Source organism: Quadrisphaera sp. INWT6, assembly GCF_015390235.1.
In the GTDB taxonomy this organism is placed as follows: Bacteria; Actinomycetota; Actinomycetes; order Actinomycetales; family Quadrisphaeraceae; genus Quadrisphaera.
Window position 1 is genome coordinate 171,599 of the sequence record NZ_VUOH01000006.1, and the last position, 14,687, is coordinate 186,285.

Genomic DNA, 14,687 nt, shown 5'->3' on the forward strand with positions numbered 1-14,687 from the left:
GTCGTCATGGGGTGAGGCTAGGTGTTGCGGCTCCGCGCTTCCTGAGATCGACCTCCGAGCCGCTGACCGCAGCGGCGGAGGCCGCAGCGAGCACCGGGCCGAGGAACCGGCCGGTGTGGCTGCCGGTCCTCTCGTGGGTGGCGGCGACCTGCTCCGGCGTCCCCTGCGCGATCAGCTTGCCGCCGCCTGAGCCGCCCTCCGGACCCATGTCGAGCACCCAGTCGGCGCTCTTGATGACGTCGAGGTTGTGCTCGATGACGAGCACGGTGTTGCCCTTGTCGGCCAGGCCCTGGAGCACCTCGAGCAGCTTGCGCACGTCCTCGAAGTGCAGGCCGGTGGTCGGCTCGTCGAGGACGTACACGGTGCGCCCGGTGGAGCGGCGCTGGAGCTCGCTGGCCAGCTTCACGCGCTGCGCCTCGCCGCCCGACAGCGTCGGGGCGGGCTGCCCGAGCCGCACGTACCCCAGGCCCACGTCGGTGAGCGTCTTGAGGTAGCGGGAGATGCGCGGCACGGCCGCGAAGAACTCCGACGCCTCCTCGATGGGCATGTCGAGCACGTCGGCCACGGTCTTGCCCTTGAAGTGGACCTCGAGGGTCTCCCGGTTGTAGCGAGCGCCGTGGCAGACCTCGCAGGGCACGTACACGTCGGGCAGGAAGTTCATCTCGATCTTGATGGTGCCGTCGCCGCTGCAGTGCTCGCAGCGGCCGCCCTTGACGTTGAACGAGAAGCGCCCGGCCAGGTAGCCGCGGACCTTCGCCTCGGTGGTCTCGGCGAACAGGGAGCGGACCACGTCCCACACGCCGGTGTAGGTGGCGGGGTTGGAGCGCGGGGTGCGGCCGATCGGGCTCTGGTCGACGTGGACGACCTTGTCGAGCTGGTCGACGCCCTCCACGCGGGTGTGGCGGCCCGGCACCTGGCGGGCGCCGTTCAGCTTGTTGGCGAGGACCTTGTAGAGGATGTCGTTGACCAGGCTCGACTTGCCCGAGCCGGAGACCCCCGTCACCGCGGTGACCACGCCGAGGGGCAGCTCGACGTCGACGCCGCGCAGGTTGTTCTCGCGCGCCCCCACGACCTTGACCACGCGGCCCTTGTCGACGGGGCGGCGGGTGGCCGGCACCGGCACCCGCCGGCGCCCGGAGAGGTAGTCGCCGGTGATCGAGCCGGTGTTGGCGAGCAGCTCGGCGACGGGGCCGGAGTGGACCACCTGGCCGCCGTGCTCGCCCGCGCCCGGGCCGACGTCGACGACCCAGTCGGCCACGTGGATGGTGTCCTCGTCGTGCTCGACGACGATGAGGGTGTTGCCCAGGTCGCGCAGGCGGGTCAGCGTCTCGATGAGGCGGTGGTTGTCGCGCTGGTGCAGGCCGATGCTGGGCTCGTCCAGCACGTAGAGCACGCCCACCAGGCCGGAGCCGATCTGCGTGGCCAGGCGGATGCGCTGGGCCTCCCCGCCGGAGAGGGTGCCCGAGGCGCGGTCGAGGGAGAGGTACGTCAGGCCGACGTCGACCAGGAACTGCACGCGGGCGAGCACCTCGCGCAGGACGGCCGCGGCGATCTGCGCCTCGCGGGTGCTCAGCTCCAGGGTGTCGAGCCAGGCGCGCAGCTCGGCCACGGGCAGGGCGCAGGCCTGGGCGATGGACTTGCCGCCGACCGTGACGGCGAGGACCTCGGGGCGCAGGCGCGCTCCCCCGCAGACCGGGCAGGGCACCTCGCGCATGTAGCCCTCCATGCGCTCGCGCGAGGAGTCGGACTCGGTCTCGGAGTGCCGGCGCTGGATGAAGGGGATGACGCCCTCGAAGCCGCTGGTGTACGACCGCTCGCGGCCCCACCGGTTCTTGTAGGTGACGTGCACCTCGTAGCCCTCGCCCTTGAGCAGGGCGGCCGTGGCGCGCTCGGGCAGGGCCCGCCACGGGGTGTCGAGCGAGAAGCCGAGCTGCTTGGCCAGACCGCCCATGAGGCGCTGGTGGTACTCGCTGGTGCCCTGGCCGGTCCAGGGGGCGATCGCGCCGTCGGCGAGGGTCGTGTCGGGGTCGGGGACGACGAGCTCGGGGTCGACCTCGAGCCGGGTGCCGATGCCGGAGCACTCGGGGCAGGCGCCGTAGGGCGCGTTGAAGGAGAAGGTGCGGGGCTCGACCTCCTCCAGCGCCAGGGGGTGGTCGTTCGGGCAGGCGAGCTTCTCGGAGAAGCGCATGACCTTCGGGCCGTCACCCGAGCTCTCCTGGCCCTCGCGCTCGACGAGCTCGACCAGGAGCACGCCGTCGGCGAGCCCGAGGGCGGTCTCGACGGAGTCGGTGAGGCGGCGCATCACGCCCTCGCGCATCACCAGGCGGTCGACGACGACCTCGATGGTGTGCTTCTTGCGCTTGTCGAGGGTGGGCCGGCTCGCGGCGTCGCTCAGCTGGAGGGTCTCGCCGTCGACCCGCACGCGGGCGTAGCCCTTGGACTGGAGCTCGTTGAAGAGGTCGAGGAACTCGCCCTTGCGGCCGCGCACCACGGGCGCCAGCACCTGGAACCGGGTGGTCTCGGGGAGCTCCAGCAGCTTGTCGACGATCTGCTGCGGCGTCTGGCGCGCCACCGGCTCGTGGCAGGTGGGGCAGTGGGCGCGGCCCGCGCGGGCCCACAGGAGGCGCAGGTAGTCGTAGATCTCGGTGATCGTGCCGACCGTCGAGCGGGGGTTGCGGGAGGTCGACTTCTGGTCGATCGAGACCGCCGGGGACAGGCCCTCGATGAAGTCGACGTCGGGCTTGTCCATCTGCCCGAGGAACTGGCGGGCGTAGGCCGACAGCGACTCCACGTAGCGGCGCTGGCCCTCGGCGAAGATCGTGTCGAACGCGAGGCTCGACTTGCCGGAGCCGCTCAGCCCCGTGAAGACGATCATCTTGTCGCGCGGGAGGTCCAGCGAGACGTCCTTGAGGTTGTGCTCGCGAGCACCCTGAACGACCAGTCGATCCACGGTCGTCAACTCTAGGTCGACCCACCGACAGCCCGCCCGTCCGGACGGGCGGGCCGCCGGGCGGGCCGTCGGGGCGGCCTCAGAAGGAGGGGAAGGCGTCCGTCGGCTCCGGGCCGTCGCTGCCCGCGGGGTAGGTCTCCAGCGGCACCTCGTCGGCCTCCCAGGCGGCGATCACCGGCGCGAGGATGCGCCAGCAGTCCTCGGCGGTGTCGCCGCGCACCGAGAGCAGCGGGTCGCCGTCGAGCACCCCGGCGAGGACCTCGCCGTAGGCCGGGAGCTGGGAGTCGCCCAGCGTGGCCGAGAGGGTGGCCGGCTCCAGGTCGAACGGGTCTCCCTCGGCGTTGACCGTCAGGTCGAGGTTGACGGTTCCCGGCTTGAAGGTCAGCCTCAGCCGGGTCGGCCGGGCCTGGCCGTGCAGGCCCGCCATCAGGTGCGGGACCGGCTTGAAGGTGATGACCGCCTCCTTGCGCGCCTTCCCGAGGCCCTTGCCGGAGCGCAGCCGGAACGGGACGCCGGCCCAGCGCCAGGTGTCGACGGTCAGCACGACCTCGGCCAGCGTCTCGGTCTGGCGCGAGGGGTCGACGCCGTCCTCGGCGGTGTAGTCGGGCAGGTCCCGGTCGCCCATCCGGCCCGCGGTGTAGACGGCGCGGCGGCTGGCCTCCTGCGGGGTGCCCATGAGCCGCGTGGCGCGCAGCAGCTGGGCCTTGCGGTCGCGGAACTCGCGCTCGTCGAGGGCCGTCGGCGCGTCCATCGCCAGCACCGCGAGCACCTGCAGCAGGTGGCTCTGGATCATGTCCTTGAGCGCGCCGGCCTTGTCGTAGTAGCGCGCCCGGCCCTCGAGGGCGAGGTCCTCGTCGTAGACGACGTCGACGCGCTCGACGTGGCTGGCGTTCCAGGTCGGCTCGAAGAGGCGGTTGGCGAAGCGCACGCCCAGGACGTTGAGCACCGTCGACGTGCCCAGGAAGTGGTCGACGCGGTGCACGTGCTCCTCCGGCACGAGCTTGGCGACGACCTCGTTGAGCTCGTGCGCCGAGGCCTCGTCGGAGCCGAAGGGCTTCTCCATCACCAGGCGGGTGCTCTCGGGCAGGTCCTTGCCCACGAGGTTCTCGCAGGCCGTCGCCGTGATGGCCGGCGGCAGCGCGAAGTAGACGGCCACGGGCGCCCGGCAGGAGTGGAGCAGCTCGTTCAGGGCGTCGGGGTCGGTGACGTCGACCTGCTGGTACCGGCTCGCGTCGCGCACCGCGGTCACCGCCTCCCAGCCCGCGCCGTCGCCGTCGCCGTGCTCCTGCGCGCCGGCGAAGGCCCGGGTGACCACGCCGCGCCAGTGCTCGTCGTCCCAGTCCTCCGAGCCCGCGCCCACCAGCTGCAGCGAGGCGCCGTGGCCGTGGCCGTCGCCCTCGTTCCGCTCGGAGACGAGCAGCCGCGCGAGCCCCGGCAGGAGGAGCCGGGAGGCCAGGTCGCCGCTGGCGCCCAGGACGAGCAGCGTCGCCACCGGGTCTCCGCCGGAGTGCCCGCGCTCCCCCGCGGCGCCGTGCGCGCCACCGCTCTCGGTGCCGCCGGTCGCGCTGCTGTCGTGCGCATCGGGGGTCTTCTCGTGCTGGTCCGCCTGCTGCGAGCGCTCGTCCACGGCCCCACCCTGCCGAAGATCGCGGGGCGGTGCACGATGACGCCCGTGACCTCACCCGCCACTGACGAGCAGCAGGACCAGCAGCAGGACCAGCACGTCGAGCCGCAGCACGACGAGCAGCACGAGCAGCACGAGCAGCACGAGCAGCACGAGCAGCACGAGCAGCACGAGCAGCACGAGCAGCACATCGAGGACTACGCGCTGGTGGGCGACTGCCACACCGCGGCCCTGGTGAGCCGTCGCGGGTCCGTCGCGTGGATGTGCCTGCCCCGCTTCGACTCCCCCGCGGCCTTCGCCTCGCTGCTCGGCACCCCCGAGCACGGCCACTGGACGATCGCCCCGGCGGAGGACGGCCCGGCCGTGGTGTCGGTGGAGCGCACCTACGAGGGCGACTCCTTCCTGCTGCGGACCCGGTGGACGCTGGCCGACGGCGGCGTCGTCGACGTCGTCGACTGCATGCCCGTGGGCGACCGCCGCGCCGACCTGGTGCGCCGCGTGACCGGCGTCGAGGGGCGCGTCGAGCTGCGCCAGGAGCTGGTGATCCGGTTCGGGTACGGCGCGGTGGTGCCGTGGGTGCGCCGCGTCGGCGGCAAGGGCGAGCTCGCGAAGGGGCTCCTGGCGAGCGCCGGCCCCGACGCGGTGCTGCTGCGCACCACCGGCAAGCTGCCCAAGGCCCGCGGCCGCACGCACGTCGGCAAGATCAAGGTCGCTGCCGGCGAGGTGGTCGACACCGTGCTGACCTGGTACCCCTCCCACCGCGAGCCCCCGGCGGCGATGGAGGTCGGCGACCGGCTGGAGAGCACCCGGCGGTGGTGGCAGGAGTGGGCCGACCGCGGCGACGGCCCCGCGGCGAAGGGCACGTACGGCGCCGCGGTGACGCGCTCGCTGCTGGTGCTGCGAGCCCTGACGCACGAGGACACCGGCGGGATCGTGGCGGCGGCGACGACGTCGCTGCCCGAGATGCCGGGCGGCACGCGCAACTGGGACTACCGCTTCTGCTGGCTGCGCGACGCCGCCCTGACCCTCGAGGCCCTGATCGAGCACGGGTACACCGAGGAGGCCCGCGAGTGGCGGGGGTGGCTGCTGCGCGCGATCGCCGGCGACCCCGAGGACCTGCAGATCATGTACGGCGTCGACGGCGCGCGGGACCTGCCCGAGCGCGAGCTCGACCACCTGCCCGGCTTCGGCGGCGCCCGGCCGGTGCGGATCGGCAACGGCGCCGTCGACCAGTACCAGGCCGACGTGCTCGGCGAGGTCATGGTCGCCCTCGACGCCGCACGCCGCGCGGGCCTGTCGGAGGACGAGTTCTCCTGGCCGATGCAGCGGGCGCTGCTCGACTTCGTGGTCGCGCACTCCTCGCGCAAGGACAGCGGCATCTGGGAGATGCGCGGCCCGGAGCAGTACTACGTGCACTCGCGCGTGATGGTGTGGGCCGCCCTCGACCGCGGCGTGCGGGCGGTGCGCGAGCGGGGGCTCGACGGCCCCGCGGACCGGTGGGCAGCCCTGCGCGACCAGGTGCGCGCCGAGGTGATGGAGCACGGCGTCGACCACGGCACCGCCGACCGGCCGGGACGGGGCTGCTTCGTGCAGCACTACGGCACCACCGAGGTCGACGCCAGCCTCCTGCAGCTGCCGCAGGTGGGGTTCGTGGAGCCGGACCACCCCGCGATGGCCGCCACGGTCGCCGCCGTCGAGTCCGACCTGGTGCCCGACGGGCTGGTCATCCGCTACCGCACCGAGGCCTCCTCCGACGGCCTCCCGCCGGGCGAGCACCCCTTCCTGGCCTGCTCGTTCTGGCTCGTCGAGCAGTACGCCCGGAGCGGGCGCGCCCAGGACGGCCACGACCTGATGCGGCGCCTGGTGGGCCTCAGCAACGACGTCGGGCTCCTCTCCGAGGAGTACGACGTGCACGAGGGGCACCAGCTGGGCAACACTCCGCAGGCGCTGTCGCACCTGGCGCTGGTGCGGGCCGCCGACGCCCTCGCCGCGGCGGACCGGCGCTCCGGCGGCCACGAGCGAGCAGACCACCACGACGCCGAGGAGCTGGAGCGCTGATGCTGGACCTCAGGACCCTCTCGGTGGGGCCGGTCGACAACCGGTCCTACCTGCTGAGCGATGCCCGAGGAGGAGGGAGCGGCAGCTGGCTGCTCGTCGACGCCGCGAACGACGCCGACCGCCTGCTGGCCCTGCTCGACGAGGCGGTCCCCGCCGCTGCCCGCGGCCCGGGGACCATCGTCACCACGCACCGCCACGACGACCACGTGCAGGCGCTGGAGGCCGTGGCCGACGCGACGGCGGCCACCACCGCCGCCGGGGAGGACGACGCCGACGCCCTCCCCCGCGTGCCCGACGTGCGCCTGGGGCACGGCGCCGTGCTCGTGGTGGGCGACCACGAGCTGCAGGTCATCGCGCTGCGGGGGCACACCCCCGGCTCGGTGGCGCTGCTGGCGCCGGCGGGCGCGGTCGACGGGGTCCCCCACCTGTTCACGGGCGACTCCCTCTTCCCCGGGGGGCCCGGGAAGACGTGGTCGCCGGAGGACTTCACGTCGCTCGTGGACGACCTGGAGGCCCGGGTCTTCGCCGTGCTGGGTGACGACGTGGTCGTGCACCCCGGCCACGGGGACACCACGACGCTCGGCGCGGAGCGGCCCCGCCTGCAGGAGTACCGCGACCGCGGCTGGTGACGACACCGGCCGAGCACGTAGCCAGGGGCCCCGCCGCGGTGCGGCGGGGCCCCTGGCGTGCGAGCTCCGGGCGTCAGTGCGAGGGGGACTCGCCCCGGCGCTCCAGCTGCCGGCTGCGCAGCAGGCTCGCCACCGTGGTGATGGCCAGCGTGGTGAGGATGAAGACCAGTGAGGCCCACGTCGGGACCTCGGGGGCCCAGGAGAAGCCCTCGCCGCCGTTGAGGAACGGCAGCTCGTTGGTGTGCAGGGCCTCGAGCACCAGCTTGACACCGATGCCGCCGAGCACGACCGCCAGACCGATCGACAGGTACACCAGCCGGTCGAGCAGGCCGCCCAGCAGGAAGTACAGCTGCCGGAGCCCCATGAGCGCGAAGATGTTGGCCGTGTAGACCAGGAACGGGTCCTGGGTGAGGCCGAAGATCGCCGGGATCGAGTCGAGCGCGAACAGCAGGTCCGTGCTGCCGATGGCCAGGAACACGATGATCATCGGGGTGAACAGCTTCTTGCCGTCGACCGTGGTGCGGAGCTTGCCGCCGTCGTAGTGCTCGCTGAGCGGCAGCACCTTCCGCAGGCGGCGGATGAGGGCGTTGTCCTCGTAGTCCTCGTCGTCGTTCCTGTCGAGCACCAGCTTCACGGCGGTGTAGATGAGGAAGGCGCCGAAGAGGTAGAAGACCCAGCTGAACTGCTCGATCACCGCGGCACCGAGCAGGATGAAGATCCCGCGCAGCACCAGGGCGATGAGGATGCCGACCATCAGGACGAGCTGCTGCTCCTTCGCGGGGACCGCGAAGCGCGTCATGATGATCACGAAGACGAAGAGGTTGTCGACCGAGAGCGAGTACTCGGTGATCCATCCCGCGAAGAACTCCCCCGACTGCTGGGCCCCGCCCCCGGGGATCACCAGCATGACGATCCCGAACACGATCGCCAGCGCCACGTAGAAGGCCACCCACAGGGCGCTCTCCTTGGTGGAGGGGACGTGGGGCCGCCGGCCGACGATGAGCAGGTCGGCCAGCAGCAGCCCCACGAGCACCGCGAGGCTGCCGACCTCGAACCAGGTCGGCAGCTCCTGCACGGTCAGCCGTCCTTGCGGGTGTCGCGGGTCGCGCCGGTGCTGGACGCGGTGGTGGCCTGCGCGGCGCGGCCGGAGACGGGCACGTCGGCGTCACGGGGCTCGGTGCCGCCACCGGGGCCGCTGCCCGAGCCGACGTCACCGCGGCCGCCGCCCTGCTCGGCGTCCTTCTTCGACTTGCGCAGGCTGAGCACGGTGGTGAGCAGCAGCGCCACGACGATGAAGCCGAGGGAGACGGGCATGGGGATCTCCGGGATGACGGTGATGTGCTCGCCGCCGTTCAGCCAGGACAGCTCGTTCTCGTGCATGGCGTGGATGATCAGCTTCGCGCCGATGAAGGCGAGGATGGCCGCCAGGCCGTAGTGCAGGTACACGAGGCGGTCGAGCAGGCCGTCGATGAGGAAGTACAGCTGGCGCAGGCCGAGCAGCGAGAAGGCGTTGGCCGCGAAGACCAGGTACGTCTCCTGCGTCAGGCCGAAGATCGCCGGGATCGAGTCGACGGCGAAGATCAGGTCGGCGGTGCCGATGGCGATGATGACGACCAGCATCGGCGTGACGAAGCGCTTGCCGTCGATCTTCGTCGTGAACTTGTCGCCGTGGTAGTCGTCGGTGGTGGGGAGGATCCGCTTGCACAGGCGCAGGACGGCGTTCTCCTTGAACTCCTCCTCGCCGTGGTCGTTCTGGGCCTTGACCTGGGCGATCGCCGTGTAGATGAGGATCGCGCCGAAGATCCAGAAGATCCAGGAGAAGTTCTGGATGGCCGCCGCGCCGATGGCGATGAAGATGCCGCGCAGCACGATCGCGATCGCGATGCCGATGAGCAGCACCTTCTGCTGGTACTCCCGCGGCACGCCGAAGCTCGAGAGGATCAGCACGAACACGAAGAGGTTGTCGACGCTGAGCGCCTTCTCCGTGATGTACCCGGCGAAGTACTCCCCGCCGTAGGTCGGGCCGGCGAAGACCAGCACCAGCACCCCGAAGAGGATGGCGATGCCGACGTAGACCGCGGACCAGATCGCGGCCTCGCGGATCGACGGGGCGTGCGGCGTGCGCACGTGGCCGACGAAGTCGTAGACGATCATGCCCACGATGCCGACGAGGGTGATTCCCCACACCCAGAGAGGGACGTCCACGGATACCTCCGGAGTTCACGGCTGACGCGACTGACCGGAGGTCTCTCCCGCCCGGCACCGGGTCGCGGTGCGGACCGTCGGCCCGGGCCCACTCCCTCGGGGGTGGAACCGTGATGACGAGCCGACGCGCAGGGATACTCCCCTCACGTTCTCTTGACCTTAACGTGAACATCCACACGAGGCACGCCGTCGACGCGCCGCCGGCCCGCAGCGACCGCCGCGGGCCGGGACGGGCTCAGGCCGACGTCGCGCGCTCCATGCCCCGCAGCTCCTTCTTGAGGTCGCTGATCTCGTCGCGCAGACGGCCCGCCAGCTCGAACTGGAGCTCCGCGGCGGCGGCGTGCATCTGGTCGGACAGCTGCTGGATGAGCTCGGACAGCTCGGCCCCGGCCATCCCCGCCGTGCTCGCCGCGGCGGCAGCCCCTCCGCGGCCGCGGGCGCCGCCGGGGACGGGGGCCTTGCCCCGCGACTGCTGGCGGCCGGACCCGCCGAGCAGGTCGGCGGTGTCGGCGTCCTCCCGGGCGATGAGGTCGGTGATGTCGGCGATCTTCTTGCGCAGCGGCTGGGGGTCGACCCCGCGCTCGACGTTGTAGGCGATCTGCCGCTCGCGGCGGCGGTTGGTCTCGTCGATCGCCTGCTGCATCGAGGGGGTGACCCGGTCGGCGTACATGTGCACCTGGCCGGAGACGTTGCGGGCGGCGCGGCCGATGGTCTGGATCAGCGAGCGGGCCGAGCGGAGGAAGCCCTCCTTGTCGGCGTCGAGGATGCTCACCAGGCTCACCTCGGGCAGGTCGAGGCCCTCGCGCAGCAGGTTGATGCCGACCAGGACGTCGTAGTCGCCCTGGCGCAGCTCGCGCAGCAGCTCCACGCGGCGGAGGGTGTCGACCTCGGAGTGCAGGTAGCGCACCCGCACGCCCTGGTCGAGCAGGTAGTCGGTGAGGTCCTCGGCCATCTTCTTGGTGAGCGTGGTGACCAGCACGCGCTCGTCCCGCTCGGCCCGCTCGCGGATCTGGCCGAGCAGGTCGTCGATCTGCCCCTTGGTGGGCCGCAGCACGACCTGCGGGTCGATGAGGCCCGTGGGGCGGATGACCTGCTCGACGAACTCGCCCTTGACGCGCGACATCTCGTAGTCACCCGGGGTGGCCGACAGGTACACCGTCTGCCCGATGCGCTCGAGGAACTCCTCCCACGTCAGCGGGCGGTTGTCCATGGCGCTCGGGAGGCGGAAGCCGTGGTCGACGAGGGTGCGCTTGCGGCTCATGTCGCCCTCGTACATCGCCCCGACCTGGGGGACGGTGACGTGCGACTCGTCGATGACGAGGAGGAAGTCCTCGGGGAAGTAGTCGAGGAGGGTGTGCGGCGCGGTGCCGGGGGCGCGCCCGTCGATGTGGCGCGAGTAGTTCTCGATGCCGGCGCAGGTGCCGACCTGGCGCATCATCTCGATGTCGTAGGTGGTCCTCATGCGCAGGCGCTGGGCCTCGAGCAGCTTGCCCTGCGACTCCATCTCGGCCAGGCGGGCCTCGAGCTCGCGCTCGATGGTGGTGATGGCGCGCTCCATGCGCTCCGGGCCGGCGACGTAGTGCGTGGCGGGGAACAGGTGCATGGTCGTCTCGTCGCGCAGCACCTCGCCCGTCAGCGGGTGCAGCAGGTACAGCTTCTCGATCTCGTCACCGAACATCTCGATGCGGATCGCGTGCTCCTCGTACACCGGGATGATCTCGATGGTGTCGCCCCGCACCCGGAAGGTGCCGCGGGTGAAGGCGAGGTCGTTGCGGGTGTACTGCATGGTGACGAACTGCCGGAGCAGGTCGTCACGCTCGACGGTGTCGCCGACGGTCAGCGTGACCATCCTGTCGACGTACTCCTGCGGCGTGCCCAGGCCGTAGATGCAGGAGACCGACGCCACCACGACGACGTCGCGGCGGGTCAGCAGCGAGTTGGTGGCGGAGTGCCGCAGCCGCTCGACCTCCTCGTTGATGGAGGAGTCCTTCTCGATGTAGGTGTCGGACTGAGGGACGTACGCCTCGGGCTGGTAGTAGTCGTAGTACGAGACGAAGTACTCGACGGCGTTGTTGGGCAGCAGCTCGCGGAACTCGTTGGCGAGCTGCGCCGCGAGGGTCTTGTTCGGCGCGAGCACCAGGGTGGGGCGCTGCAGCTGCTCGATGGTCCACGCCGTGGTGGCGGACTTGCCGGTGCCGGTGGCGCCCAGCAGCACGACGTCCTTCTGGCCGTCCCGGATGCGCCGGGAGATGTCGGCGATGGCGGTGGGCTGGTCTCCCGCCGGGGAGAACTCGGACTCGACGGTGAAGGGCGCGACGCGACGCTGGAGATCGGTGACCGGGCGCATGGTGACAGTCTGAACGCCGGGTCCGACATCCGCTGTTCCCGGCGATCTCCCGGCGACCCCCCGGGGGGTCACGACGAGCGGGCCAGCACCTCCGCGATGAACTCCGTCTTGCCCGCCGCGTAGTCGTCGACCGTGCGGTGCTTGGCCGCCAGCCCCCGCTTGAGCAGTGCGTACGCCTCCCGGGCGTGGGGGTCGGCCACCAGCGCGTCGCGGAACGCGGGCACCTCGCGGGCCTCCGGGTTGGCCGCGTCCCGCACGTGGCAGTCCACGAGCCGCCCCGGGTCGGCGTTCGCCGCGAACCCCTTGGGCACCCGCCGGTACGCCTCACCCCCCTGGCCGCGCCGGGACGTCGGCTCGTCCCACCACTCCCCCGGCTCGGCCACCAGGCCCGCCGCCCGCAGGTCGGCGGCCACGGCCAGCGCGGTGGGCAGGTCGGCGCAGACGACCTGCAGGTCGATGCAGTCCTTCGCGAGCAGGCCCGGCACCGCCGTCGAGCCGGTGTGCTGGACGTCGAGGGCGCGCTCCCCCGCCGCCCGGCGCACCCGGGCCGCCAGGCGCTCACCCGCGGCGGCCCACCCCGGGTCCGGCGGCACGAGCACGGGGTGCTCCGGGCGCGGTGCGCGGCGCCCCTCGCGCAGGTTCCACTCGTACGGCACCAGCCGGTCGCGCCACAGGGAGCCCAGGGCCTCGGCCAGCGCCTCCGGGCTGCCCCCGCCGTCCAGGAGCACGTCCGCCGCGGCGCGGCGCGCGTCGTCGTCGGCCTGCGCGGCGATCCGGGCTCGCGCGTCGTCCTCGGCCATCCCCCGCCCCTCCACGAGGCGCCGGAGCCGGACCTCCTCGTCGGCCATGACGGCCAGCACCAGGTGGTAGCGGTCGCCGCGCCGCAGCTCCACCAGCAGCGGGATGTCGTGGACGACGACGGCGGCGGGGTCAGCCTCGACCGCAGCGGCCACGAGCGCCTCGGTGCGCTCCAGCACCAGCGGGTGCGTGATCGCCTCCAGCGCCAGCCGACGCGCGGGGTCGCCGAAGACCACGCGCCCGAGCGCGGGGCGGTCCAGCGACCCGTCGGGAGCCAGCACCGCGTCACCGAACTCGCGGGCGACAGCGGCCAGCCCCGGCGTCCCGGGGGCCACCACCTCGCGGGCGATCGCGTCGGCGTCGACCACGACGGCACCCAGCTCGCGCAGCGCCCTCGCCGCCGTGCTCTTGCCCGCCCCGACACCACCGGTCAGCCCCACCCACAGCACCGCCCGACCCTACGGCCCGGACCCGCCGCAGACGCAGGACGGCCCCGCACCCCCCGGGAGGGGTGCGGGGCCGTCGAGGTGGGGCTGGGTCAGCCGCCGGTCAGCTTCTCGCGCAGAGCCGCGAGAGCCTCGTCGGAGGCCAGGGTGCCCTCGCCGGCGCCGCCGCCCGAGCTGCTGCTCGCGCGGTTGCTGCTGCCGGACTCCACCGGGGCGGAGCTGGAGTACGAGGTCGCGGTGGACTCGCCGGACTCCACGGCCTCCGCGTCGCGCACGCGCGCCTCGGAGACCTGCTTGCGGTGGGCCTCCCAGCGGGCGTGGGCCTCGGCGTACTGCCGCTCCCACTCCTCGCGCTGCGCCTCGAAGCCCTCGAGCCAGTCGTTGGTCTCGGGGTCGAAGCCCTCGGGGTACTTGTAGTTGCCGGCCTCGTCGTACTCCGCGGCCATGCCGTACAGCGACGGGTCGAAGTCGTCCGACTCGGTGTCGACGCCCTGGTTCGCCTGCTTTAGCGACAGGGAGATGCGGCGGCGCTCCAGGTCGATGTCGATGACCTTGACGAAGATGTCGTCACCGACGTTGACGACCTGCTCCGGCAGCTCCACGTGGCGCTCGGCCAGCTCGGAGATGTGGACCAGGCCCTCGATGCCCTCCTCGACGCGCACGAACGCACCGAACGGGACGAGCTTGGTGACCTTGCCCGGCACGACCTGGCCGATCGCGTGGGTCCGGGCGAACTGCTGCCACGGGTCCTCCTGCGTCGCCTTCAGCGACAGGGAGACGCGCTCGCGGTCCATGTCGACGTCGAGGACCTCGACCTTGACCTCCTGGCCGACCTCGACGACCTCGGAGGGGTGGTCGATGTGCTTCCAGGACAGCTCGGAGACGTGGACGAGGCCGTCCACGCCGCCCAGGTCGACGAAGGCGCCGAAGTTGACGATCGACGACACGACACCCGGACGCACCTGGCCGCGCTGCAGCGTCTGCAGGAAGTTCTGGCGCACCGCGGACTGCGTCTCCTCGAGCCAGGCGCGGCGCGAGAGGACGACGTTGTTGCGGTTCTTGTCGAGCTCGATGATCTTCGCCTCGAGCTGCTGGCCCACGTAGGGGGCCAGGTCGCGCACGCGGCGCATCTCGACGAGGGAGGCGGGCAGGAAGCCGCGCAGGCCGATGTCGAGGATGAGGCCGCCCTTGACGACCTCGATGACGGTGCCGGTGACGACGCCGTCCTCCTCCTTCAGCTGCTCGATCGTGCCCCAGGCGCGCTCGTACTGAGCCCGCTTCTTGGACAGGATGAGGCGGCCTTCCTTGTCCTCCTTCTGGAGGACCAGGGCCTCGACCTCGTCACCGACGCCGACGACCTCGCTGGGGTCGACGTCGTGCTTGATGGAGAGCTCGCGCGAGGGGATGACGCCCTCGGTCTTGTAGCCGATGTCGAGGAGGACCTCGTCGCGGTCGACCTTGACGATGGTGCCGGAGACGATGTCCCCGTCGTTGAAGTACTTGATCGTCGCGTCGATCGCGGCGAGCAGCTCTTCGGCAGAGCCGATGTCGTTGATGGCGACCTGGGGAGCGCTCGACGACGGGAGGGTGGCGGTCATGAAGGGATGGGCTCCGATGCGGACAGGGAATG

10 protein-coding genes are annotated in these 14,687 nt (G+C 72.0%); 2 read left to right on the top strand and 8 right to left on the bottom strand.

Annotation, left to right across the window (positions count from 1 at the left end; all coding sequences use genetic code 11):
• Positions 1–4 precede the first annotated feature (4 nt).
• From uvrA to F1641_RS23540, 3 genes are all read right to left on the bottom strand, one after another.
• Positions 5–2,950, bottom strand: a complete 2,946-nt coding sequence (gene uvrA / locus F1641_RS18220; RefSeq protein ID WP_309225702.1) for an excinuclease ABC subunit UvrA — start codon at positions 2,948–2,950, stop codon at positions 5–7.
• Between the two features lie 79 nt (positions 2,951–3,029).
• Entirely contained in the window at positions 3,030–4,577 is a 1,548-nt protein-coding gene (locus F1641_RS18225) for a glucose-6-phosphate dehydrogenase (protein ID WP_206691452.1), read from the bottom strand.
• Positions 4,578–4,628: 51 nt separating this feature from the next.
• Positions 4,629–4,796 (bottom strand): hypothetical protein, encoded by a 168-nt coding sequence (locus tag F1641_RS23540; RefSeq protein ID WP_219729610.1) that lies wholly within the window; start codon positions 4,794–4,796, stop codon positions 4,629–4,631.
• A 12-nt stretch (positions 4,797–4,808) separates the two neighbouring features.
• Here F1641_RS23540 and F1641_RS18230 point away from each other — a divergent pair, with 12 nt between their 5' ends.
• Together F1641_RS18230 and F1641_RS18235 are read left to right on the top strand one after the other, a co-directional pair.
• Complete coding sequence (locus F1641_RS18230) at positions 4,809–6,632, top strand: glycoside hydrolase family 15 protein (protein ID WP_309225704.1); 1,824 nt, start codon at positions 4,809–4,811, stop codon at positions 6,630–6,632.
• Positions 6,632–7,261 carry an MBL fold metallo-hydrolase gene (locus F1641_RS18235; RefSeq protein ID WP_194907894.1) on the top strand — a complete coding sequence of 210 codons (630 nt, stop codon included), beginning with the start codon at positions 6,632–6,634 and terminating at the stop codon, positions 7,259–7,261. Before F1641_RS18230 ends, F1641_RS18235 begins: the two co-directional genes overlap by 1 nt.
• Positions 7,262–7,334: 73 nt before the next feature.
• Here the strand turns inward: F1641_RS18235 and F1641_RS18240 are convergent, their stop codons facing one another.
• The 5 genes from F1641_RS18240 to rpsA form a co-directional block, all read right to left on the bottom strand.
• A complete protein-coding gene (locus tag F1641_RS18240; protein WP_194907895.1) occupies positions 7,335–8,336 on the bottom strand; it encodes a TerC family protein in 1,002 nt (333 codons plus the stop codon).
• 2 nt (positions 8,337–8,338) lie between these two features.
• On the bottom strand, positions 8,339–9,466 hold the full coding sequence (locus F1641_RS18245) for a TerC family protein (protein ID WP_194907896.1): 1,128 nt from the start codon (positions 9,464–9,466) through the stop codon (positions 8,339–8,341).
• Positions 9,467–9,701: 235 nt separating this feature from the next.
• Entirely contained in the window at positions 9,702–11,813 is a 2,112-nt protein-coding gene (gene uvrB, locus F1641_RS18250) for an excinuclease ABC subunit UvrB (RefSeq protein WP_194907897.1), read from the bottom strand.
• A 68-nt stretch (positions 11,814–11,881) separates the two neighbouring features.
• Entirely contained in the window at positions 11,882–13,060 is a 1,179-nt protein-coding gene (gene coaE, locus F1641_RS18255) for a dephospho-CoA kinase (RefSeq protein ID WP_194907898.1), read from the bottom strand.
• Between the two features lie 89 nt (positions 13,061–13,149).
• The gene (gene rpsA, locus F1641_RS18260; protein ID WP_194907899.1) at positions 13,150–14,655 is read right to left on the bottom strand and encodes a 30S ribosomal protein S1; all 1,506 of its coding nucleotides are present in this window, start codon (positions 14,653–14,655) and stop codon (positions 13,150–13,152) included.
• Positions 14,656–14,687: the final 32 nt, after the last annotated feature.

Excerpts from the sequence above, each read along its gene's own strand:
- F1641_RS18235 (WP_194907894.1), top strand. The coding sequence starts at position 6,632 with ATGCTGGACCTCAGGACCCTCTCGGTGGGGCCGGTCGACAACCGGTCC.
- uvrB (WP_194907897.1), bottom strand. The coding sequence starts at position 11,813 with ATGCGCCCGGTCACCGATCTCCAGCGTCGCGTCGCGCCCTTCACCGTC.
- rpsA (WP_194907899.1), bottom strand. The coding sequence starts at position 14,655 with ATGACCGCCACCCTCCCGTCGTCGAGCGCTCCCCAGGTCGCCATCAAC.